A 24,578-nucleotide genomic window follows, 5' to 3' on the forward strand; every position below is an offset into this window, starting at 1 on the left:
TTATTAAATTATATAGTATTATCTCGAAATAGCTTCTTTTTGCTATACAAATCTAAATGTTTTAGACTTTGACTTTCTTTGACCTTAGTTGTATTATAATAACTGTAATAAGGATTACCTCTATGAAAGGTAATCATAACAACATAATAATAATTTATAAGGAGGTATGTGTTATGTTTGATATGGTTCCATTTAGAAGGAATAATTCTTTGGCGAGAGGTGATATATTCGATAATTTTGTGAATTCATTTTTCAATGATGACTTTTTTGCACCGGTTAATGTAAATGGATTTGGAAAGGGATTTAGAGTAGACCTTAAAGAAGATGACGATAAGTATATAGTTGAAGCTGATCTTCCAGGCATTAATAAAGATGCAATAGATGTCGATTATAACAATAATTATTTAACTATATCTGCAAAGAGAGAAGATTCGAAAGAAGATAAAAATGAAAACTTTATAAGACAGGAGAGAAGTTATGGAGAGCTTAAAAGAAGTTTTTATGTTGATAATGTAGATGAAAATGCTATAAGTGCTTCTTTCAAGGATGGAGTTTTGACAGTAAATTTGCCAAAAACTGAAAAAGGCAGAAATAATGTTAAAAAGATAGATATTAAGTAGTTTTTAATCAAAGATGGGTACTACTGTGGGGGTAGTACCTTCTTTTTATTTTATCACATGGGTATATAGGATTTCGCCTTCTGCGTATTTTATCAAAAGGTCTTTAGAATAGCTCATATATTTTTCTAAATTTTTGTCTCCGTTGAAAGAAACTATGTTCATTAGAAGCTTTTTAGTACCTTCTGTTATCATAGCCCTTGTGGAATCAGAAGTAGTGCTTCCAAACTTACCTCTGCTGTCCTCAAACACAGGCATGTTCGACAGATTTACCTGGCCTTTACCTATACCTCTGTAAGATTCTCCCTCATTCCCCAGGGTAAAATAAATTTCCGTATCTATTTTATCCATATCGTAGGAACATACTGAATGAGAAGAGTATATGGAAATTAAATTGTTTATGTCTACTATGTTATTGACTTTATAAAGTCCGTTTCCCTTAACTATACGGCGTGTTAGGGATTCAGAAGAAACTCTGTATCTGCTGGGATCTTTTCCAAATCCTTTATAGGCTTCTCTTGCAGCATGTATGTTGTCGATTTTTGAAACCTCAGGCAGACTGTATAGAGCAGCTATTTTATCTGATAGGAGAGATATTTCTTCTGTCAGTGCAGGGTCTGATTCCTTTACCTTTACCGCTGCTTCTATAGCACCGATGGCAATTTGAGAGCCAATTATGTCTTTTATACAATCTTGAATTTTTATGTTTATCATATTTATATTAAAGTGGCACCCCTTTTCTCTATAAAATGGTTTTATAGAATTATTATAACATATATTACTGGAAACCTGAATTTTCACATTATAGTTTTATTAGTTTTGCCCTTAAGAGAGATCCTTTTATTTTACATCCTGCTATATAGGCAACTACGACTTTTATTATATCAAGCGGAATAAAGGGAAGTACACAGAGGAATATTGCCTTCTGTATGGATATATTTGTTACAAAATGGAATTGGATTGTCCCAGCAGCATAACACATCACCAGGGTACCCATAAGCTCTGCTATGGAAAGTATATGATTTGAATCTTTTTCTGAAATTTTACCTATCAGATAGGCTATTATTGGATAACTTAACAAATAACCCCCATTAGGACCAGCCAGAATTTGAAATCCGCCTGAAAAATTTGCAAAAACAGGTATTCCTATTCCACCTAAAAGTAAATAGATAAGTTGGGACAATGCTCCAAGCCTGCCTCCTAAAATTATGGCTGATAAATATACTGCAAATACCTGCATGGTGATGGGAACAGGAGTAAAAGGCAGTGGTATTGAAATCTGGGCCAGTATAGCTGTTATGGCAGTAAAAATAGCTGCGGTGCTCATCTCTTTAATGGAAAATTTTAAATTCATGGTTACATCTCCTCAAAGTTAATTGTTAACATATAAAATAATAATGGTTAACAATAATAGTATAGCTTCAATTCAAATCTTTGTCAATAAGATGTTCTATATATGAATATATACAAAATAAGCACCTTGTATCAGTGCTTATTTTATGATTTCCACTATATATTATCCTGATCTGTCAAGATCCTAGGGCCCTCGTCTGTTATGGCAATGGTGTGCTCGTATTGTGCGGACAGACTGCCGTCTGCAGTGCGTGCAGTCCAGTCATTACTGTCAACTGTAACCTCATAAGTGCCTGTATTTATCATTGGTTCTATGGTGATTACCATGCCATCTTTTAATTTAAGACCTCTTCCCGGTTTTCCGTAATGCGGCACAGCTACATCATCATGCATTACTTTACCTATACCGTGACCTGTATAGTCTCTTACAACTGAATATCCAAGAGATTCTGCATAGGTCTGTATCTCATGGCCTATGTCGCCTATTCGGTTTCCGACTACTGCTTTATCAATGCCCTTGTAAAGGCATTCTTTTGTAACCTTCATGAGATCCCGGGCTTCTTTTGATATATTGCCCACTGCATAGGACCACGCGGAGTCTGCCAGCCAACCATTTAGGTTTACAACCATGTCGATGGTTACAATATCTCCCTCCTTTAAAGGCTTCTTATTTGGGAATCCATGACAAACTTCATCATTTACAGAAGCACAGGTGGCATAGGGAAATCCCATATACCCCTTTTGTTCCGGACTAGCATGATGCTGCTCCAGATATTTTTCTACAAAGGAGTCTATTTCCATGGTGGTTATGCCGGGTTTTATCATTTTTTTTATTTCCCTGTGGCAGGATGCAAGTATTTTACCTGCTGCTGCCATATAGCCTATTTCCTTTTTAGTTTTTATATATATCACAATTATCGCCTCTATTTTAAAAATTAATGCATAAGCACTTATTATTTTAACATATTATTTTATAAAAAAACTCTTATTGAGTTTCTTTTTTATAATTTTGTATTATACCGTGGATGAAGAGTTATAAGCTGTTCATTATAGTAGCTGCAAAAGCTTTTGCCTTTAGCTCTATATCTGGCACTTCGAATATGGCTTTTGGGTTGTTGGCAGTTTCTGTAATTATTGAATTCGGAGGCAGTCTAAAGCCCTTATTTATATTGAGAGCTCCTATAAGCTGTTTTGCCACAGAATCACTTCCTGAATTTCCAGAAATAACTATTCCAAAAAGGGCCTTATTATAAAAGCTTATTTTATGGTACAGGACAGTTAATCTATTTATGGTGGCAGTTAGATTTGCGCCGATGGAGTCATTATAATTTGGACAAAGCCATACTACCGCATCTGAAGATTCTATGGAAGGTAATACATTTTCTACCATGAAGCCGCCGTAAAAACAGCTGTTTTGTTTGCCGTAATGCAGGCAGAGTCTGTAATGACAACCTTTGCAGTCAAGTATTTTGCCGTTTTCTATCTGCAGCTCTTCTATGGATATCTTTTTTAGATATTTAGAAATCAGGTGCCAGAGATCAAGGGTATTGGATATTTTATGTGGAGATGAATATAAAACCGTTATTTTTTTTATTGCTTCTGAAGCTTCATATTCTGCAAGCCTCTTCCCGAGTTTAGAGCTTAGATTTATACATATTTCTTCCAGTGGAAGCCGGAGGGATTTTTGCCAGGTTAAGAAATTTTTTAAATTGACAGTGGCTTCTACCAGCGGATGCCCTATAAAATTGCAGCCCAGGTTATTTGCCATAAAAATTATATCCTGGGCAGCTCTTTTCGTTCCAAGTTCAGAATTGCTGTGGATGAGAAGTGCTGCAGTGGAGCCTTGGAAAATATTCCTGGATTTTGAATCTAAGTTGTTGAAAAAGTTGAGCATGGGAATGTCAAAATAAGTACTGCTGTCTAGTTCCAGTAAAAATAGTATTTTTTTATTCTGAAAATCGGTATAGTATGCACTGCTTATATAGTGTGCAATATCAAATCCTTCTATAAAACTATCTAGCATTTTCTTTAGTTGAGTGGATATTTTGTCATTTGGGCATATAACATAAACCTCTTTCATGATTTCACCCCCGTAAAGAAGAATTATAGCAAGGCTATGGTTTGAATTTTAACAGCTGTTTGTAGCTTTCTTCCAGTTTGCAAAATAATGGTTCTTTCATATCTTTGTAATATTCTAACTGAGTTCCGTAAGGCAGCAGCCTGTTTCTGCATCCCATGAAAGCTCCCCCAAGAAAAGTACTACTGTAATTCCAGTCGCCCTTTATGGTATTTATGATGGAAAAAGCACCTGAAGATAGGGCAGGAGCAATATAGGGTTTAAAGCCGATTGATCTCATGTAAATATTGGCTTTTTTAGCCTTTTCGGTTAGATAATTCGATATTTCTTCATTGTAATTTTTGATGCTGTTGGCAACTACAAGCCCCTCTCCATGAGGGCCGAAAGATCTTCCCTCCTCAAGAAAATTTTCATGACCATTTAGTTTTTGCGAGTAATAGTTGGCTCTGGCGTTCATTACACCTAAGCCATATCCCCTTATCTGATCCGGCAATAATCCAGTACTTACTGCGGATTTGCAAAGTAAGTCCACTGGATCTGAAACTACTGCGAATGTACCGTGAAAATCACAATCTTTAGCTTTTTGAGCATAACTTTTTACTATCTTTGAATTACCTTCAAATTGTATAAGTCTTACATCAGATACTTTTTTACCAATTTCAGGTACACCCGTGGAAATACAGAATATGAACATGTCGCTTTTAAATAAGTCCTCTTCACTTTTTAAAGGCAGTATTCTGGGAAATAGAGAATTGGTATTGGAATCTGTAACTTGATTACATTCATATTCCCATCTTTTTATCTTGTTTTTATCGCGGTCGTATATGGATATAGTATTTATATATTTTCCACCTAATATCCTAAGTCCAGTAATTAAGCTTCCTCCTACATCTCCTAAACCAACTACAGTTAAATTCCATTTACGAAAACCGATATTATCATAGAAGACTGGAAAGATATGATCCAATTTTTCAGTCCAATCCGGGTAAGCTGTATTTAAACATATTAACCTGTTTTCTTCAATGGATTTTAAAAGCCAGTCTGGCAGGTTATAGTCCACAGAGCCTTTATACCATATGAGCTTTAAACTTTCCCTGTGTGAAAATATTTGAGAAGGATGGGTTACATAATAGCACATTTTGGAACTATCTGTATTTTCATTCACCAGTCTGTAGATATATCCTCTATAAGTGGAAACGGTTTTTTCTTCAATGGATCTAAAGGGAAGATGTGTATCGGATATAAGCAGCTTGTTTTTATAATAATAATAGTAAAATTGCATTTTAACACCTCATTCTCCAAAAGTAATATATATTGATTATTCAAAAGCATGCTCCATTCGGATTAAAAGCTCCAGATCATTTTTAAGGTAGCCTGATGCAGGCAAGTTGAGATTGAAACTGATATTTTCTCCAAGGTCGGGGCATCTTGGTGTGGCAAATACCTGACCCAGGCAGGATAGAGTCAAATTCTTCTCATGGATAATGTGATATTCTTCCTCTATTGTTTCCAATATATTCAGGCTGTTTTCCAGGCAGGTCTTTGATAAATTATATATATTGGATTTGGAAGTATTTTTTATAAATGCAGGATAAGTATAAGGTAAAATTAGGTTTATCGATGGAAGAAGGTTCCTCTCGGGATAACTTCCCCTATAAAGTGCATCTCCACCTATAAATGGATACAGAGAATTTTCATTAAACCACAGCTTTAACCTTGGAATAAAATATACGCTTTCGACGGATCTGCCCTGCATATCCATGAGATCCTTGCCTCTTCCAGATAGTACTGCTACGATAATTTTTTTTACTTCTACAGCTTCTTTTTTAAAAATAGGATCCACTGCTTTTATCCGGTATCCTTTGTGGAGCAGATTATCCACTAATATTACAGGCCTTTGGAAAGCTTTTATCATTTTTATCTGTGTATTTAGGTCCAAATAATGTGGGAATTCGCCTATTATGAATTTTCTCATGTTAGGGAAAAATAGTTTTTCTGTATGCAGTGCCTTGGTTACAGTATTTGGAATAACATATCGCTCCAGTATATCACCGTAGGGTACACACATGGCTTTACCCAATTTCCTTGGCACCAAATTGTATGTGGGGACTAGATTTTCTTTACAGATTTTTCTTATTAAACATTGATATACAAAATTCACGTTGAAAGAAAGTATGAGCTCTCCAGGATATAATCTGGCTATACTTTCAATTAACTTTTTACGGCATTTGCAGAGAGTGTTTAACACTTTAGGATTGCTCCTAAAAGGTTCTTTGATGACATTCTGTGCGTCAAAATTTATTATACAGGGAGTATTCATGTTAACTGCATATATAGGATTATTTTCATTACAAAAGGGAACCTTTATAAATCCGTATAATTTCAATAGAGAAGAAATATCGCTGTCGTATATTTCCCTGTTAAAAGCATTTTTGTATACAGCGTATTCATAGTCTTTAGATACGTATAGAGAAATAGCTTCTGTAAAAAGAATTTGTGCAAGTTCTTCTTTTTTGTATACATTCTTAATATAGAGTCCGTCTATTGATATGATTCTTCCTGTACTGTTTTCACGTATATACTGAGATACATCTTTATTTTCAAATTCATTATACAGTGTAGAGGGACGAATCCAGTGTAAAATACAGAAACCCAGTATCTCTCCAGTGTTGGTATTCTTAAGGAATACGATACAAAAATAGGATTTAAAAGATATCTCTCTGAGTTTATTTATAAATTCACCTGTACAATTGGGCATACACTTGCTTATTCTGTCCAGGACTTCGTTGTTAAAATCTTTGAATATTTCTCTGTCGAGCCACAGTGATTTTATGAAATCTTTGTCCTGGGATTCCCGTTGATAAAATCCATTTACATATATGTACTGCTCTGCCATAGGATCTACCAAGCTAGAAATGTCTCTGTTGTTGTCGATAGAAGTCCTGATTTGACTGGAACTTATGTTTGAATAATTTGAAGTTAAACTGAGTACTAATACATTCCCATCTATTTTTTTTGCAGCCAGCTTCAATAGATCTTTGTCTTTTCCCCTCTCAAATATTATATGAGAAAAAGTATGAATTGAATTCGGGGTTTTTGGAGCTTTATAGCTGGATGCATTCAAAAGAACATCGCTGCCTATGCACATGTAGACTTTTGAATTAGGAAAATTTTCTTTTAATGTTTTTAAATTTGATTCATTGGATATGTTTGTAGGGTACATATCAGGGTAAAGGTATATGTTTAATTCACTGGCCATAGACATAGTCACTAAATTTCGCCTCAAGAGATTTGGCAGGGTCTTTTTGGACCAGGAAAATTCATCTATGGATAAATATACTTCAAAATCTAAATCACGAATGTATTTTGCTATTTCCTTATGGCTCAGGGAGAATGGATCAAAGGTTCCAGGGAAAAAAGCTACTTTTTGAGGAACGGGTATATCTATATTGCCATAAAAAAAGTTGTAGTCTGATATAAATCTGTATATGTGATTTAAACTGGCGGATCTAGTTAAGAACAATAACTCTTGATTTTCATTGTCTGTAATTAATGTAAGCATCTTTTTAGCTATGAGTTTAAATATAAGTTCTTTTTTAGTCAGATCCATGGAATCTGTATCAAAGATTTCCTTGCCTATAACGCTGAACGCAGATTGTTTGACTTGAGAGTTGTAATCTCCTAGGCCATTTAGCAATATTCCAAGCATTTTATTCAATCTTTTTAAATAATTTAATTCAGATTCTTCAAAGCGGTCTTTATAGACCCAATAGTGTTCTATAATAGTTCCCACAGTTTTAAATATGAGGGATTTTAAATTTGAGTTTGAAGTTTTAACCTTGTAGATTGAATCATCTATAAATTCATCTAGTTCTTTTGGCTGGAGCCATAGGGCTGCCTGACCTGTGTATCTGGGGATGTATTCTGTAAATCTGTTTCCCTCTATTTCCAGGGCTCTTAAAAGTTCCACTGCAACTTCATTTCTTTCAGCCAGTGAAAGATAGGGCATGATCTCTAGTACAGCTGATCCAGCTGTATTTCTAACTGTTTCTACAGCACTTACCTTTAATAAATTGCAGAAATGTATAGCTGTATGAAGGCCTGTTAACTGAGGGTCATCAAGTGCGTGATACAAAAGCAGTTCCACCTGGTTCTTTTTTCTTATCCAGTCTGTAGCAGTCTTCAAATTGCTTAAAAATATATCCGTTACCACTTTGTTGTCCAGATCACAGTAATATTCAAATATGTCGATGTCATTTAAATTTAGTTTTTTATTTATCTTGAACATGAGAAAATTTTCAGCTGGAATTTTGCTCTTTGTAGTTATTGAAATAAAATGAGCCTTTATTTTTTCCATGAAGCTTTGATTTTGTATAATGTTATCTGAAAATATTAAGATAGTTTCCAGAGCTTCCATTCTTATGGTGCTGTTTCTCTTTTTTATCCCGGAAAATATATAGTTGAACAGAATTTCCTCATTTACTTTGGAAAGGTAACCCCAGGGGATATATTTACAAGCTTCAAGTAGAAAAATTTCGCAAGTTATATTTTTATATTTTTCCTCTTTGTAAAATTCTATGAGTACATCAATGTATTTTGGCATCAACGATTTTTTGCAGTTTGCAAAAAGAGAATTTATCATAATGCTTATGCTGTACCCTATATTGAATTTATGTTCAGAAATCACTTTATAACTAGGTGACAGCATGATTTCCATGTACTTTTTAAGGAGGCTTATCCCGGATGTAATAGGAGGTGGTATTTTTACATCCTGTGGTAATTCCTTCCTGTAGTCTTCATCAAAGGTGGCTATAAGAGTTCCCATTAATTCCGCACAATGCCTTCTTATATCATCTTCTGGATGAATCAGGTTTTCGTATAGAAATTTTAATGTTTGAAGTTTTTGCTTCTGGGTAAGATAAGTGGAGTATTCCTGAAATATTCGTATATATTCACGAAAGATTTTCCAGTCATTTTCACTTCTGGCCATTTCAAGTATGGCATCTAGAGAGTATTCATCCCTTAACTGATACATGAGATTTATATTATGATTTATCGATAGATATTTCAGATTTTGGACTATATCATTTCCCTGAAGCAGAGTATAATTTTTGTTTTTTATCTTGACAGGACTGAATATGTGTTTTGGTTCTATGTCAATTCCTATATCCAGGAGAAAATTTTCAAAGTCCTTTAATTTGGCATAAACTCTTCTGTATCGTTTACTTTTTTGTGAATTCATGTTTTCCAGCTTGCTTGAAATTATGTAAAATGATTCATCTAGGGAAAATAATTTCATATAGGTCTGACTATTTTTAAATTCATTTTTTATCCTAAAATCAGAGTATATGAGAATTAGAGATTCCAGAGAAAGATTTTCTAATTCTAAATCCCATACGGAGTGGTTTATAGCTACATTTCTTATATAGTTTATTCCACATCTTTTAAACCACTGATCTGTATAGTAATAATGTAAATGGGGAACTTTTTTGGATTCCGCATATTTACACCCGTATTTTCCTATGTCATGACCGGCAGCAGCTCCGGATACTCTTCCCAGATCGACGGGGATATTTATACTTTTTAATTGTCTTGCTATGTAGAGAGATAAAAAATGTACACCACACACATGCTGCAGCGTGGTAAAACCTGTTAATTCACCGTTTATTTTCATCATCTCATAGGTATATTGTGATACAAAAGATTTTACAAATTTTTTGTATTCTTCAGGATGTTCCAGTTCGGATTCTTCTTTTGAAGTTAAAAATTGCAGTGGATAATGACTTTCCCATGTTCCATCATCAGAACTTTTTTGTATTTTACACAGTATATTGAATATGACCAGGTACAGTTCACAGGGAGCGGTTAACTGGGGAATCATTTTTACAGTTACATTTTCTGGAAAATTTTTTTGCAGGGTATATTGGTATAAATATAGAAGCCAATTGTCAGGTACTTTATGTTCCGAAAGTGACTCCAGCATAGATTGACATAGTATTAATGTACTTTTAGCTGAAAAGTCTTTGTTGAGTAATTGATTTTTAAGGGCGTCTCTGAATTTGTTACTTTTTATGCTCTTGTTTATCATATATTTATTTATATTATATTTTTTAAGCCACTTTACATTTGTAATTTTCCTGAATATTTTATTATAACTTTCTGTATAAGATATGGTATTCATAGATTACCTCCAAATACACTCTTTACAGAAATTATATACTTTTCATAAACTTTTTTCAAAAGAAAGTTAGTTATGTCAGGTAATATTTCAATTATTTTAATTTACGATTTACAATTGATAGTAGACATAGATACAAAAAATAACTATAATATAGAAAAAAACTGATTTGAACTCAAGAATCATTTGATTTGATATTTTAAATTATATAATATAATGGGGGTAATGTATATGAAACCGACAAAAAATAAGCTTGTAATAGTAGGTACAGGACATGTAGGCTCTGCAGTATTGAATTGTGCATTGTCACTTGATCTGATGTCTGAGATTGTAACTATTGACAAAATAAAGGGAAAGGCCGAAGGGGAAGCACTGGATTCTACACATACTACGTCTTTTACTTATAGCCCTAATGTGAGAATTCATTCAGGTGGTTATGAAGAATGTAGTGACGCTAGAGTTATCATAATAGCTGCCGGACCAAGCATAATGCCAGATGACAAATCCGATAGAACAGTTTTAGCGGAGAAAAATGTTGAGACCATGAAAGATGTGATGTCTTCTATAAGCAAGTATACAAAGGATGCAGTGATTATAATAATAACCAATCCATTGGACACCATGGTATATTATGCTCAAAATTATTTTGGATATCCTAAGAATAAAATATTTGGCACGGGAACTAGTCTTGATTCCTCACGTTTCAGAAGAATCATCGCCAATAAATACAATGTGGACCCTAAAGATGTTCATGGATATATGCTTGGAGAACATGGCAATTCAGCTTTCCCTACCTGGAGTCTTTTGAATATTGGGGGAGTTTCCTGCGATAGATTGGATGAATACTTTAGACCAAAGGAACCACTGGATCGGGAAAAAGTAGCTTCTGAGGTGGTGAATGTGGCTTATGACGTCCTTCACCTTAAAGGATTTACCAGTGCAGGAATTGCTATGGCAGCCTGCAGACTTGCAAAGGCAGTTTTGCTAGATGAGCACAGTATCATGCCTGTTTCCACTACCCTGGAGGGTGAATATGGTCTAAAGGATGTGGCATTAAGCCTTCCATGTATTATAACTGAAAATGGAGTTGAGAGGAGAATAGAAGTACCTCTTTCTGAGGATGAAATAGAGAAATTAAAATTCAGTGCTGGAAATATTTTAAAGACAATGGAGGCTGCGGGGTTGACAAAATAGTTTTTAATGATAACAGTGTGTAATGAATATCTAATAGTAAATAATTAAAGTATCTTGAGTTAAGAGACAACCAGATGCCGGTTCACTGATTGCCTATTCTTGGATGGAGGAATATGAATGAAGCCAGTTATAGGAATATGTGCAAATTATTTTAACGGATTGGATGAACTCTATGGCGGATTGGGAGGCAAGTTGGATTGGCAGCTTGTGCCTGATGATTATATAAGTTCAGTTGAAAAAGCAGGGGGAATTCCTCTGATCATTCCAATATATAATGATGAAGATAATATCTATAATATTATTAATGATATAGATGGTTTGATATTGACGGGAGGAAATGATATTTTCCCTGAGTACTATGGACAGTTTACAAGTACTAAAATTGGAGCCATAAATCCCAGGAGAGATAAGCATGAACTTACTTTGGTGAAAAATATTATAGATAAAAGCAATATTCCTGTTTTGGGAATTTGCAGGGGTAATCAGCTTTTGAATGTGGCTTATGGTGGTACTCTTTATCAGGATTTTAGTGAAATACCTCTTAAGTTGAGAAATAACATAGATATAAATCACTCTATGAGAGAAATTGAGAAATATATTCCAGTCCATCAAGTTTTCGTGGATAAAAAAAGTAAAATTTTTAGTATTTTCAAAGAAGAGGAAATACGGGTAAATTCCTATCATCATCAGGTTATTAAAGATCCAGCTCATGTTTTTGAAGTTTCGGGTAGATCTCCTGACGGGATAATTGAATCCATAGAGATGAGAGGAAACAGGTTTGTAGTGGGAGTTCAATGGCATCCTGAAATGATGTGGGAACATTATGAGAAACAATTTTCTATTTTTAAGTTTTTTGTGAATGAATGCAGTAAAAGTATTAGTGAATAAAGTCAAGCAGAGTTTGCTGAAAAGCTCACAGTAATGGTGAATCAAATTAAAATATAAAGGAGTGAGTATTGTATGAGAAAATTTAAATTTAGAATTTGGGACAGTAAAAATAAATGTTTTTATATAAGTGAAAATCCTTATCTTGAAGATGGAGTAAAAGAAGAAGGTAGATTTATAACTACAGAATTTACAGGTTTGAACGATAAAAATGGAAATGATATCTATGAAGAGGATATTATAGGGATAAATCAAGAGGAAAATTCCTTGAGATTACCTGTCAAGTTTGGCAGATATTCCTTTGATAAATTGATAGGCGAGTGTGGAGAGATCAGTGAGGCCACGGAACTGTATGGTTTTTATGTAGAAAATGAATATTTATACATACAAATGCTCAAGGGGAATGTGGAGGTGCTAGGAAATACTTTCCAGAATAAAGAGGTTTTGGAATAGTTAAAATATAAGAAAGGGAGTGCTGTAAAACTATTTTTTGAAATAGTTTTACAGCACTCTATTTTTATATCTAGATATATTTTTTACCCTCCTTGAGGAAAATATCTGTAGTTTTATCATCATGGTTGCACATGACAATAGTTTTCAAATCTATATCATCTTTTCTGAGAAATTCTACTGAAGTTTTAAGAAGTATTTCTGCACATTTTTCTTTTGGAAATCTGAATACACCGGAGCTTATGGCCGGAATTGATATAGAAGTTAAATTATAGGACTCCGCCAGATTAAGTACGCTGGTCATGGCTTTTCTCAGTTTATTTTCTTCATTTCCCTCTCCCATTATTGGCCCTACAGTGTGTATTACAAATTTGGCTTTTAAATTATGACCATATGTTATGACAGCTTTTCCCACAGGCAGAGTGCCTATTTTTTTTATGATTTTATCGCTGTCTTTTTGTATTTCAATTCCACCTGCCCTCACTATGGCTAAAGCTGCCCCTCCACCATGACTTAGAGAGCTGTTTGCAGGATTTACTATTGCATCACTTTGCTCTTTGGTTATGTCTCCTTTTTTGATTAAAATTTTTTTATTACCTATTTTAATCATACTCGTTACCTCCTCTAAAAATATTTTGAGATAGGAAATGGTTAATAGCTGAGATTGAAATCTCCTAACTCTTGACTTTAATGATATAGTCATTGGAATTTATATGGAAGAATTGGCATATATCATCTATTTCATGAAGAGTTGCATCATTTATCGGAATTCCATTTTTAATTTTGTCATTATAAGATTCCACTTCTTTTTCACCATGGGTATATATCCTGACGGCTCCTTTTGCTTTTTTGGAACTTCTAAGTTCATCTAAATATTTTGAAAGTCTGCTTTCAATGGATTTTTTATCCCCAAATATACCATAGTCTACTGCACATAAAAAGTGACAGGTACCTGAACCACCAGATCCGTCAAGATGGACATGATTTCCAGTAGAGCCCCCTGATAAAATTGCTGTGAATATTTCAACCGCTAGAGCAAAACCGTATCCCTTATGTCCTCCTGTTAATTCTTTAGAACCTCCAAGTGGGAGCAATCCGCCTCCCAGCTTTCTTGGTACATTGTACAGTATATCATAGGGGTCAGTGGTTTCTTCTCCATCTTTATTCAATGCCAGGCCCAAAGGAAGGGGTTCATGTTTTTTATTATAGACTTCAATTTTACCTCTAGTTACTACACTAGTGGCCATGTCCATTAAAAATGGATAGGGTTCAGCTGGTATAGATATAGCGATGGGATTTGTGCCGAGCATGGCTTCTTTGCCAAAAGTGGGTACTATGACAGCTGGTGAATTTGTCATTGAAATTCCCATGAGGCCTGATTCCTCTGCCATCTTAGCATAGTATCCTGCAATACCGTAGTGATTGGAGTTTCTTACAGAAACCATGCCAATCCCTGAAGCCTTAGCTTTTTCTATGGCAAGATTCATGGCTCTTTTACCTGTTAATTGTCCCATGCCGGCCTGACCGTCTATAACTGCGGATATGGGTGTTTCTTTTATGATTTTTGGACTGGAGTCAACTATTATCAAACCCTGTTTTATTTCACTGTAATATTTTACTAATCTCTGAATGCCGTGGGATTCAATGCCATATAGATCTGATAATAACAATACATCTGTAATAGTTTTACTGTCCTCCGGGTTAAATCCAAATTTTTCAAAGACAATGTGGCACAGCTTTTTTAGTCCTTCATATTTGACTTTTGAATATGTCATTTTTATCCTCCTATAAACACAATAATGTAGTTAATGGCTGGGGTTTAAACTTTTAATGAAGTTAAAAATTTCTTCATCAATTTTAGTTCTTAACTCTTAACTGCATAATAATATATTACATATTATAATAGTATATTTTGGTGTTTAATTCCAGTATGTTTTATACAGTAAATAGCATTATATTGAAATAATTGAAGCTATCAACTATAATAATGTTAATCATTTAAGGAAATTGGTGTAATTAATATTATTTGGGTATTGATATTTCAATGAGGGAGATGTTTGATACTATGGGCGGAGGGTACAATTATGTAAAGGTTAATCCAGCAGAAAATATGACTATATTTGTATTGGACAAGGTTAACAGAAACCAACAGCCCAAAATGGCAAATAAATTGATGAATTATAATAGTATTCATGGAGAACAGGTAGGGTTTATTGAAAGCCCAAAGACATTAGAAGGTAAAAGACAAGATGTTATCAGGCTGCAGATGATGGGTGGGGAATTTTGTGGAAATGCCGCTAGATCTTTTGCCGCATGTATGGTATTTTTTCATAATTCGACTATAAAGAAAATAAAAGAAAGATATTTTACCAGTTTTGAAATATCAGGAGTGAATGAATTAATAAACTGTGAGGTAAGGAATACCGAAAAAGAAAATGTTTTCTACTCCAAAGTTCAAATGCCTTTGCCGCAAAAAATTGAAAAATGTAGTTTTTCAATTGATGGCAAAAATATAGAAGTAAAAAAAATTGAGCTCTGCGGAATTACACATTTTATTGTGGATGCAGATGAAATTGAAAATAATGATGATTTGTTTTCAATGATAAAAAGATATATGGATAGAGAAAAATATGATGCATTTGGTATAATGTATTATGATCCACTGAAATATTTTTTGACACCTTTAGTGTATGTTAAAGCTACTGACAGTTTGTTATGGGAAAGAAGTTGTGCATCTGGAACTACAGCTTTGGCAGTTTCACTTACTTCTAATGAAGGTGAACATAATTATACCATAAATCAGCCTGGAGGAATTTTAGAAGTTTCGACATTCTATAAAAATAATAATATTAAAGAATTGACATTGGCTGGACCAGTGGAGATAGTAGCAAAGGGAGTATTTTATTAAAGAACATACACATAGTAGTGATTATCTCCTACTTTGAGAAGTTTGGGAGTATTAACACTTGTAGCGTTCGGATAAAATAGAATTGTTTAAAGGACAACGGTGATTAAGTGTGTTTTTGCATTTGCATCTGCAAAATAAAAAATGATGGAAGGTAAAAATAATGAGTAAGATATTAAAAATAGGTGATAAAAATTTTGAAATTGGTAAAAAAACCTATATCATGGGTATACTAAATGTTACGCCGGATTCTTTTTCCGACGGCGGAAAGTTTAATAGTATAGAGCGTGCTATAGAACATGCTAGAAAGATGGAAGCTGAAGGTGCGGACATAATAGATGTGGGAGGAGAATCCACAAGGCCAGGTCATGTGCCAGTGGATCAGGAGGAAGAAATTGAAAGAGTGATTCCTGTAATAGGTGCGCTTAAAAAATATATAGATATACCTATTTCAGTAGACACTTACAAGGGAAAAGTGGCAGAGGAAGCTTTAAAAGCTGGAGCAAACTTCATAAATGATGTATGGGGCTTCAAAAAAGATCAGTATATGGCTGAAGTGGCAGCTCATTATAAAGTTCCATGTTGTCTTATGCACAATAGAAATAATAGAAATTACAAAAATTTAATGGAAGATCTGTTGAGCGATTTAAAGGAAAGTGTGGATATAGCTTTAAAAGCTGGAGTAGATCCGGAAAATATAATATTGGATCCAGGTATAGGCTTTGCTAAAGACTATGAACAAAATTTAGATGTCATGAATAACTTGGAACAGCTTTCAAAGCTGGGATATCCGGTTCTTCTGGGAACATCCAGAAAATCCATGATAGGAAATGCATTAAAACTTCCCACAGATGAAAGAGTTGAAGGTACTATAGCTACAACGGTGATAGGCATAATGAAAAATTGTGATTTTGTGAGAGTTCATGATGTGAAAGAAAATAAAAGAGCGGTAATGATGGCAGATGCAATATTGAGAAGATAAAGTGTCTGAAAGGTATATTGTAATCTATTTTAGATGCATGGGAGGGGAGAATATTGAGTATTCACTGCTCAATATAACTTATTGTGATGGATGATAATAAAATTAAAAAGGCAGTAAAGATGATTATTGAAGCTATAGGGGAAGATCCCGAAAGAGAAGGGCTTATTGAAACTCCAGATAGAATTGCCAGAATGTATAGAGAAATTTTTTCAGGATACAATGAGAGTCCTGAAAAACATCTAAAAAAGGTATTTACGGTGAACAGTACTGATATAGTATTGGAAAAGGATATTGTATTTTATTCCATTTGTGAACACCATCTTATGCCTTTTTATGGTAAAGTACATATTGCCTATGTTCCCAATGACAAAGTGGTTGGCTTGAGCAAATTGGCCAGGACTGTGGAGGTCTTTGCGAAAAGGCTCCAGCTCCAGGAGAGAATGACCGTTCAAATTGCTGATTCAATAATGAGATATTTGGATGCCAAAGGAGTTATGGTAGTTGTAAAGGCTGAACACATGTGCATGACCATGAGGGGAGTAAAAAAACCTGGAAGCAAGACTGTTACTACGGCTACCAGAGGAATATTCAAAGAGGACTCCAGATATAGGGAAGAAGTATATAAAATGCTCAATGTAGAATAAAAGTGTGGTGCTTATTGTGGAAAAGGTCAATGCCATATTGAAAAATCATGATTTTTGCAGATATCTGTCTCGGATAGATGATATGGAAAGAACCAGGAAGTTTTGCAGGCACGGCATCTGCCATCTTATGGATGTCGCCAGGATTGCATATATAATGGTGCTTGAAAAAAATATAAAAGTGGAAAAACAAATAATATATGCAGCTGCACTGCTCCATGATATAGGAAGAGGGGAGCAGTATGAAAAAGGTACACCTCATGAAATTGCAGGTGTTAAAATTGCCAAGGATATATTGGAAAAATGCGGGTTTGATGAATATGAGAAAAAGCAAGTGCTGGATCTTATAGGCAGTCATAGAAAATCAGATAATTGGGATTCATTAAAGAAGATATTTTATAAAAGTGATAAGATATCAAGAAAATGTTTTATGTGCAGTGTATTTTCCGACTGCAGCTGGCCGGAGGAAAAGAAAAATTACGGTATTGAGTATTGATGCGCAGTTAGGAGGTCCCAGATGGATGTTATATATATAGAAGATTTAGAGGTTTATGCACATCACGGAGTAAATCAAGCTGAAAAAGATATGGGCCAAAAATTTTTGATATCTTTAAAATTGTATCTTGATTTAAGAGATGCCGGGAAGCATGATGATCTCAGCAGTACCATAAATTATGCAGTGCTCTGCAATGATGTGGAAGGGGAATTCAAAAAGAAAAAATATGATCTTATTGAAACATCGGCAGAAGTTCTGTCAGAATTTATATTAAAAAAATATGCAAGGGTGAAACGGGTAAAAGTGAGAGTTAAAAAACCCTGGGCACCCATAGGCAAGCCGCTTAAATGGGCAGCAATTGAAGTGGACAGGCGTTGGCACAGAACTTATATTTCTGTGGGCTCCAATTTGGGCGACAGAGAACAGAATATAAAAGATGCTGTCCATATTATAAATTCTTCTGATTCGAGCAGGATAGTCAGAATATCCAAATTATATGAAACAAAGCCTGTAGGGTATTTAAAACAAGGTGATTTTTTAAATGGAGCCCTGGAATTGAAGACCTTACTGACTCCGGAAGAACTTATAGATTTTTTAATGCAGGTGGAAAAGAAGTTAAAGAGGGAAAGAAAAATAAAGTGGGGTCCCAGAACTCTGGATCTGGATGTGGTTTTATATGATAATCTGGTTACTGCAGGTGAAAAGATAGTCATACCCCATCCGAGAATGCATAAAAGGTTGTTTGTATTAAAACCTCTGTGTGATATTGCACCCTATGTTGTGCATCCTGTTTTGAATGCCAGAATAATAGATTTGACCACCGAACTGGAAAAAACAGAAAAAATGTAAAGTAATCCAGCCTTTTGAATTTATACTCTTCAAAAGGCTGTTTTTTACTTGTTCGTGATATAGTTGAGCACAGGATCTCTTTTGTTTATATAATCCTCTATGGAGATTTCAACTATCTTATCAGGACTAAAGGTATTGTCATTATCTCTGGAGATCCTGTTGAACTGGGTGGAATATTGTATACTTATTTTTGAATTGGGAAGATCAAAAGTTCTTACAGCGCCAAAATGATTTGGTTTTCCGCTGGTTTCCTCACCTACAAAACTGACGTTGGTTTCATCTCTCAATTGAACCAGGTTTATTAGTACAGAGGAAAAAGTTGCCCTTCCGGTTATCACAAAAAGTCTGTCTTTATTATTGAGTTTATTGCTTTTTATCCACTGTATAATTGGATTCATGTATTTGTCACTGCCGCCGGGATTGTCCCGCATGTCAATTACAAATTTATCCACAGGGTGAGTATTCATGAATTTAAGCATTTTATTTGTAAAGTCCTCCATGGATTCATTTTCTTCCTCCTCGCATTTGTTGTATTTGAAGTACAGCAGCTTTTTATTTTCCACGTATTCATACCAGTAATTCAAATTGCTTTTTTGCCGGTAAAGGGGATAGGAGCTGTCAGGTTTACCTGCTGCAATAAATTTGTTCTTAAAGTCCTCGGCAGATTGGGAATTTACCTTTAAATCAAATATGTTTCCATGTATATCTTTAAAAGTGAAAACAGTGCTTTTTGCAGGATTTACAATTTTGAGCCCATGAAGGATGTCTGCATTCATAAGGTATTTTGGAAGACTTTTTTTTATCATGGCATAATTGTCTTTCACAATAAGAGGCAAAATATGTTCTTTTACTTTTTCCACATCCATGTCACCTATTTTCAAAAGCTTTCCGTAGAGGGCTCTTTTGTATTGAGTGGTGGTATTTATGACATAAATGCCATCTTTGAAATAATAAAATTCAAAAGGATAGACATGATCTGGCTTTTTATAGGCAGAAGTATGACTGTCTCCGAGTGAAGCGGTTATTCTGTAAATTTCTGCAGTTATTTCATCGTCGTTAAGCTTTGATATGTAATTTTTCAAATTCTCCATTTCACTATTGAAGTTATTTTCACTGATTTTTGAAAAAGCATCCACGTGTTTTTGGGGAAGGGCATTTTGCAGGTAGTTTAAATCCTTTTCCCATCGGGTATCCCTGCTGCCGCCCAGATATTGAGTTTCACAGGCTGCAAGAGGCAAAGCAGAACATATAATGGATATACATATGATGATTTTTATGAATTTATTCATTTCAAACTCCTTTTCATGTTTAGTATAAGCTCTAGACTATATCCTGACTGCAGAAACTGTACAGAGAGGTGGAAACAAATAATATAAAAATGGAGACAGTGCCTATTATGATGCAGCTGAAGCGGATGTCTCTTAAATTGTAGATGTATGCTGCTGAAATATAGGGGTAGGCAGTAGGTATGTATTCAAGATGCTCTGTCTTATCTATCAGCAGGGTGTTCAATACAAAGGATAGAATTCCGTATAAAGAAGGTATTGTCATATTTTTGCTCATATTTACGATCAGTACTGGAATGGGAATCAGCAAGAACTGAAAAAGCAGGGAACATGCCTGGGCTTTAACAGTGGTTATCATCAGGGAATACTCTGGTATAGCTCCGTGTAAAAAATAATAACTGACAGGTATGGACAAGCTTTTGACTATGTATGTAATGAATATGAGAACATAAATTGAAATTAATTTTCCCATAAAAATTTTAAACCTGCTTACAGGGTAGGTATACAATGTGCTGGCAGTCTTGTCTGAGAATTCCCTTGAGAAAACATAGGCTGCAGCAAGTGTAAAAAGTATGGGATATATCATTAGAAAATTTATCTGGTCTATGTTGTAGGCATATTTTTCGTAAATCATCTCACTTTCTGTAATAAATCTTGCCAGAAACATGAGTATTGTCATGGACGTGCCTCCGATTAAGATAAGGGAAGATGTATAGCTTCTTTTTAATTTCAAGAGTTCACAGTATATTATGTTTGGCATTTCAAGGCCTCCTTATTTATTCTGAAATTCAAAGTGCAAAAAGTAAGTTTCACAGAAATCTGACAATCACTCCATATCCATGAATTTGCAGCAATAAATGCAGAAAAGGATGGATATGGAAAGGATGAATATAATATTTGTGAAAAGAAGTATAAAGTCAATGGGATCTCCCTTGTAAAAGAAGTATATGGGAAGTGAGGGAAGCATCAAAGGTGACATCTGGAGATATATGCCTCCTGCAGCCATGAAGAATGAAGATGAAACTGCTGCCAGTATTCCGTAAACCAGGGGAAAGACAATATTCTTTGTAATTATTCCAATGAATACAGGTATAGAAATTATTAAAAACTGAAATAACATGGAATAAAGATTGACTTTTATATCCGTAATTATAAAACTCAGAGATGGAAGTTCTCCCCAGGCTATGTACAAGGCAGCGTAAACAGCGGCAAACTGGCATATGTACACAAACAGGATTATCAAATATATGGCAATTAGTTTGCCTGCAAATATCTTTATCCTTCCAAAGGGGTAGGAGTAGAGAACATTGGCGGTTTTATCCGAGAATTCCCTTGAGAAAGTATAACCTGATATAAAGGCAAAAAATATAATATACAAAAATTGAAAACACAATAATTCTGTACTGGTTCTGTAATCTTTAACCAGGGTACTTTTAAGTGCATCAGATATACCTGTGTAGTCATTGGAAAGGGACATAACACATTGAACAAGGGGTATGAAGATGGAAGCAATGATAGATGCAATGATCAGGTAGGATCTTTTGAGTTTTAAAAATTCACCATATATTATATTGAACATCTATTTTCCTCCTGTAAGCCTGAGAAAATGATCCTCAAGGCTGTCTATCTTCAAACATATCTCTTCTACAGACAAGTTATTTGAAACTAAAATCCTGTTTATATTTGAAATTTCCTGAAGCTTTTCATAAACCCGCAGATTATTCTTCTCCCAGATAATGTAGTCATGTATGTTCAGCTTTTCCTCCAGAACAAAAGAAGCTTTTTTATCGTCATTTACTTTTATGTTTATATAGTGCCTGTTTCTCTTCTGGAGTTCATCATAGGATATTTCCTCCAGAAGAGAACCTCTGTGGATTATCCCAATTTTTGTGGCCATAAGCTGAATTTCACTTAGAATATGACTTGAGATCAAAAATGTAATATTCTGCTTGTGGCACAGCTCCAGTATAAGTTCTCTGATTTCCTTTATGCCAGTTGGGTCAAGGCCGTTGGTGGGCTCGTCAAGTATGAGAAATTCAGGGTGATGAAGGAGGGCTCTTGCTATTCCAAGTCTCTGCTTCATGCCAAGAGAAAATTCCTTTACTTTTTTATTTTTAACATCCCTTATATCCACCAATTTCAGGGCTTCATCTATACAGTTCTTTCCCTGAATGCCCATCATTCTCCTGTGTATTTCCAGATTTTCGCCTGCTGTTAGATTTGGGTAAAATCCGGGATATTCTATTATAGAGCCTATTTTCTGGAGAAGATATCTCCTGTTTGCCGATTTTTGTGAAAACAGTTCTATTTCTCCGGAACTTGGTTTTACCAGCTGCATTATCATACGTATGGTGGTGGTTTTGCCGGCACCGTTTTCTCCAAGAAAACCGTATATGTCACCTTTTTCTATGGTCATGTTTAAATTGTCCACGGCAGTGAAATTTTTAAAATATCTGGTTAAATTATAAGTTTTTAGTATGGTGTCCATTTTATTTCCTCCAGTTTTTTTGATTCCTGATATTGCAAAAAGGATTATGTCTATAATATACAACATAATCCTTACATAGTTTTTACAGGGCTCTTACAATTTTCTTACATTATGGGTAATTATGATCACTTGGTTTTGAAGGTGATTTTGAATTCTGTTTTTTTGAGAGGGATACTGGACAGGTCAATACGGCCATTCAAGGATTTTACCAGTTTTTTTACTATACTTAAGCCGATACCGCTGCTTTTGGTGTTTGAATTTCTCGATTTCTCCACAGTATATAACCTGTCAAATATATAATCTATTTCATCTTCAGGTATTCCAATACCGTTGTCCCACACAGATATAAAGATCATATTCTCGTTATAATTGATGTCTATACCTATTTTTGTAGCTTTTTCTGCATATTTCAATGAATTACCTATTAAATTGCTGAAAATCCTGTTTAGAGATTTTTCGTCTGAATTCATGTATATGTTTTCCTCTTGAAAATTCAATTCAGGTTCAATGTTCAAGCTTCTCAATTCATTGAAGAATGAAATTATATTCTTTCGTGCAGTCTCGCATATGTTGATCTTGTTTATATCCAGTTTAAAATCATTTGAATCTATTTTTGAAAGCTGGAAAAATTCCTCCAGGGTGCTGTAAAGATAGTTACCTTTATCACATATTATTTTCATGTATTTTTCTTTTTCAAAAGGCTGTAGTTTTGAATCACTCATCAGGAGCTCCATATACCCTAGAATGGATGTAAGCGGAGTTCTCAAGTCGTGAGATATATTTGAAATCATTTTTTTATGGGATTCTTCATTTAATTTGTTCTTTACGTCAACCTTCTGAAGCTTTTCTGCCAATGCGTTTATTTTCACCACAAGTCTGCTGATAAAACTTATGTGAGTCTGAAGCCGTATTCTCTGATTCAAATTTCCATGGAGTATTTTATCAATATAACAGCAGATATGATTTAATGCTTTATAAATATAAAGAATAATGAGGACCATAAGAATTAATGTAATTATTAAAATACAATCAAATATATCCATAATCAATCTCCAAGTTTATAGCCTATTCCCCATACAGTCAATATATATTTTGGCTGTTTCGGCATATCTTCAATTTTATCTCTGAGTCTTTTTATAGTTACCATGACAGTATTGTCATCCTTAAGGTAATCGTCTCCCCATACTCTGCTGAATATTTGTGCCTTAGTAAATACCTGCTTTGGGTTCTCCAAAAATAGTTTTAAAAGCTCAAATTCCTTTGGAGTGAGGTTTAATTCCCTGTTGGTCTTGAACACTTTGTGGGCAAGAGTGTCTAATTCCAATTTTTCATGTTGGAGGCAGGAGTATGAAGAGGTATTTTGATTGTATTTTATGTACCTTCTGAGTTGGGATTTTACTCTTGCTGTTAATTCTTTCGGGGAAAAAGGTTTTATCATATAGTCATCGGCACCAAGAGTGAGTCCTGTTATTCTGTCACATTCCTCAGTTTTAGCAGAGAGAATTATAATTGGAAGGGTGCTTTTTTTCCGTATTTCTCTTAGAACATCAATGCCATCCACATAGGGCAGCATTATATCAAGTATGATCAGCTGAAAGTCATTGTAATTTTTACAAAGTGCATCTCTTCCATTAAAACATTGTGTGATATCGTAATTTTCTTTTTTTAAAGTCTCACATATAAGGTCGTTTATTTGTTCGTCATCTTCTATTATTAATATTTTAGATATATTCATATAAGGGCCTCTCTGTTTTTTACTTATATTATATAAGAATAAAAAGGTATTTATCAATAATTGTATTTTAATTAAGGTGAAATTAACGTAACCTGAACCTGGCGTGTCAATATAAGAATATTGAAGAAAAAAGTAGTTTATATCGGAAAAACATAAGATAAATTTATATAATAAATGCATATTATGAAGAAAGTAGGAGAAAATATGATAGAATATCAACTGTTGTTGAAAGCAGATGTGATGCCGTGAGGCTCATATCCAATATGTATTTAGTTTTATTTTGATAATTATCTAAAATATATTGACAAAAATGCAAACAGATGATATACTATAAAAGCTGTCTTAAAGAAGAGCAGGCAGTTTGAGATGATCCTTGAAAATTGAACAGAATAAATATAGGGAAACTTATATGAGAATAAACCAGCAATTCTTTTGAGCTGCG

At 34.3% G+C, this 24,578-nt stretch carries 23 protein-coding genes; 9 read left to right on the forward strand and 14 right to left on the reverse strand.

What is annotated here, in order from left to right; translation table 11 throughout:
- Window positions 1-173: 173 nt before the first annotated feature.
- Complete coding sequence (gene hsp18, locus J5G60_RS05875; RefSeq protein ID WP_150357498.1) at window positions 174-620, forward strand: heat shock protein Hsp18; 447 nt, start codon at window positions 174-176, stop codon at window positions 618-620.
- Window positions 621-665: 45 nt separating this feature from the next.
- Here the strand turns inward: hsp18 and J5G60_RS05880 are convergent, their stop codons facing one another.
- The 6 genes from J5G60_RS05880 to J5G60_RS05905 all read right to left on the reverse strand — a co-directional run bounded on the left by J5G60_RS05880 (window position 666) and on the right by J5G60_RS05905 (window position 10,228).
- Window positions 666-1,418 carry a B3/B4 domain-containing protein gene (locus tag J5G60_RS05880; protein ID WP_236035166.1) on the reverse strand — a complete coding sequence of 251 codons (753 nt, stop codon included), beginning with the start codon at window positions 1,416-1,418 and terminating at the stop codon, window positions 666-668.
- 1 nt (window position 1,419) lies between these two features.
- Entirely contained in the window at window positions 1,420-1,971 is a 552-nt protein-coding gene (locus J5G60_RS05885; protein ID WP_150357500.1) for a biotin transporter BioY, read from the reverse strand.
- A gap of 155 nt (window positions 1,972-2,126) precedes the next feature.
- Window positions 2,127-2,882: a type I methionyl aminopeptidase gene (gene map, locus J5G60_RS05890; protein WP_150357502.1), complete on the reverse strand. Its 756-nt coding sequence runs from the start codon at window positions 2,880-2,882 to the stop codon at window positions 2,127-2,129.
- Window positions 2,883-3,003: 121 nt separating this feature from the next.
- Window positions 3,004-4,050 (reverse strand): flavodoxin family protein, encoded by a 1,047-nt coding sequence (locus J5G60_RS05895; protein WP_150357504.1) that lies wholly within the window; start codon window positions 4,048-4,050, stop codon window positions 3,004-3,006.
- A gap of 34 nt (window positions 4,051-4,084) precedes the next feature.
- A complete protein-coding gene (locus J5G60_RS05900) occupies window positions 4,085-5,329 on the reverse strand; it encodes a lactate/malate family dehydrogenase (protein WP_150357506.1) in 1,245 nt (414 codons plus the stop codon).
- A 36-nt stretch (window positions 5,330-5,365) separates the two neighbouring features.
- Window positions 5,366-10,228: a cytidyltransferase gene (locus J5G60_RS05905; protein ID WP_150357508.1), complete on the reverse strand. Its 4,863-nt coding sequence runs from the start codon at window positions 10,226-10,228 to the stop codon at window positions 5,366-5,368.
- A 228-nt stretch (window positions 10,229-10,456) separates the two neighbouring features.
- Here J5G60_RS05905 and J5G60_RS05910 point away from each other — a divergent pair, with 228 nt between their 5' ends.
- From J5G60_RS05910 to J5G60_RS05920, 3 genes are all read left to right on the forward strand, one after another.
- Complete coding sequence (locus J5G60_RS05910) at window positions 10,457-11,419, forward strand: L-lactate dehydrogenase (RefSeq protein WP_150357510.1); 963 nt, start codon at window positions 10,457-10,459, stop codon at window positions 11,417-11,419.
- A 117-nt stretch (window positions 11,420-11,536) separates the two neighbouring features.
- Window positions 11,537-12,307 (forward strand): gamma-glutamyl-gamma-aminobutyrate hydrolase family protein, encoded by a 771-nt coding sequence (locus J5G60_RS05915; RefSeq protein ID WP_150357512.1) that lies wholly within the window; start codon window positions 11,537-11,539, stop codon window positions 12,305-12,307.
- Window positions 12,308-12,379: 72 nt separating this feature from the next.
- Window positions 12,380-12,757, forward strand: coding sequence for a YopX family protein (locus tag J5G60_RS05920; protein ID WP_150357514.1), 378 nt, complete (start codon window positions 12,380-12,382; stop codon window positions 12,755-12,757).
- Between the two features lie 70 nt (window positions 12,758-12,827).
- Here the strand turns inward: J5G60_RS05920 and J5G60_RS05925 are convergent, their stop codons facing one another.
- Together J5G60_RS05925 and J5G60_RS05930 are read right to left on the reverse strand one after the other, a co-directional pair.
- The gene (locus tag J5G60_RS05925; protein ID WP_150357516.1) at window positions 12,828-13,364 is read right to left on the reverse strand and encodes a macro domain-containing protein; all 537 of its coding nucleotides are present in this window, start codon (window positions 13,362-13,364) and stop codon (window positions 12,828-12,830) included.
- Window positions 13,365-13,428: 64 nt separating this feature from the next.
- On the reverse strand, window positions 13,429-14,529 hold the full coding sequence (locus J5G60_RS05930; protein WP_150357518.1) for an Ldh family oxidoreductase: 1,101 nt from the start codon (window positions 14,527-14,529) through the stop codon (window positions 13,429-13,431).
- Window positions 14,530-14,807: 278 nt separating this feature from the next.
- Between J5G60_RS05930 and J5G60_RS05935 the strand changes: the two genes are divergently transcribed.
- The 5 genes from J5G60_RS05935 (at window position 14,808) to folK (ending at window position 18,627) form a co-directional block, all read left to right on the forward strand.
- Window positions 14,808-15,662, forward strand: coding sequence for a diaminopimelate epimerase (locus tag J5G60_RS05935; protein ID WP_179976913.1), 855 nt, complete (start codon window positions 14,808-14,810; stop codon window positions 15,660-15,662).
- A 160-nt stretch (window positions 15,663-15,822) separates the two neighbouring features.
- Window positions 15,823-16,641, forward strand: a complete 819-nt coding sequence (gene folP / locus J5G60_RS05940; protein WP_150357520.1) for a dihydropteroate synthase — start codon at window positions 15,823-15,825, stop codon at window positions 16,639-16,641.
- 86 nt (window positions 16,642-16,727) lie between these two features.
- Entirely contained in the window at window positions 16,728-17,285 is a 558-nt protein-coding gene (gene folE / locus J5G60_RS05945; protein WP_150357522.1) for a GTP cyclohydrolase I FolE, read from the forward strand.
- A 16-nt stretch (window positions 17,286-17,301) separates the two neighbouring features.
- On the forward strand, window positions 17,302-17,778 hold the full coding sequence (locus J5G60_RS05950; protein ID WP_106009677.1) for an HD domain-containing protein: 477 nt from the start codon (window positions 17,302-17,304) through the stop codon (window positions 17,776-17,778).
- A gap of 21 nt (window positions 17,779-17,799) precedes the next feature.
- Entirely contained in the window at window positions 17,800-18,627 is an 828-nt protein-coding gene (gene folK, locus J5G60_RS05955) for a 2-amino-4-hydroxy-6-hydroxymethyldihydropteridine diphosphokinase (RefSeq protein ID WP_150357524.1), read from the forward strand.
- A 44-nt stretch (window positions 18,628-18,671) separates the two neighbouring features.
- Here the strand turns inward: folK and J5G60_RS05960 are convergent, their stop codons facing one another.
- The 6 genes from J5G60_RS05960 to J5G60_RS05985 all read right to left on the reverse strand — a co-directional run bounded on the left by J5G60_RS05960 (window position 18,672) and on the right by J5G60_RS05985 (window position 24,136).
- On the reverse strand, window positions 18,672-19,916 hold the full coding sequence (locus J5G60_RS05960) for a S41 family peptidase (RefSeq protein ID WP_150357526.1): 1,245 nt from the start codon (window positions 19,914-19,916) through the stop codon (window positions 18,672-18,674).
- A 31-nt stretch (window positions 19,917-19,947) separates the two neighbouring features.
- On the reverse strand, window positions 19,948-20,673 hold the full coding sequence (locus J5G60_RS05965) for an ABC transporter permease (protein ID WP_150357528.1): 726 nt from the start codon (window positions 20,671-20,673) through the stop codon (window positions 19,948-19,950).
- A gap of 66 nt (window positions 20,674-20,739) precedes the next feature.
- Complete coding sequence (locus J5G60_RS05970; protein WP_150357530.1) at window positions 20,740-21,492, reverse strand: ABC transporter permease; 753 nt, start codon at window positions 21,490-21,492, stop codon at window positions 20,740-20,742.
- The gene (locus J5G60_RS05975) at window positions 21,493-22,401 is read right to left on the reverse strand and encodes an ABC transporter ATP-binding protein (RefSeq protein WP_150357532.1); all 909 of its coding nucleotides are present in this window, start codon (window positions 22,399-22,401) and stop codon (window positions 21,493-21,495) included. It lies immediately after the preceding gene.
- Between the two features lie 125 nt (window positions 22,402-22,526).
- Window positions 22,527-23,444, reverse strand: coding sequence for a sensor histidine kinase (locus J5G60_RS05980; protein ID WP_150357534.1), 918 nt, complete (start codon window positions 23,442-23,444; stop codon window positions 22,527-22,529).
- A 2-nt stretch (window positions 23,445-23,446) separates the two neighbouring features.
- The gene (locus J5G60_RS05985; RefSeq protein ID WP_150357535.1) at window positions 23,447-24,136 is read right to left on the reverse strand and encodes a response regulator transcription factor; all 690 of its coding nucleotides are present in this window, start codon (window positions 24,134-24,136) and stop codon (window positions 23,447-23,449) included.
- Window positions 24,137-24,578: the final 442 nt, after the last annotated feature.

This window comes from Clostridium sp. HV4-5-A1G (genome assembly GCF_900184915.1).
GTDB lineage: Bacteria > Bacillota > Clostridia > Clostridiales > Clostridiaceae > Clostridium_B > Clostridium_B aromativorans.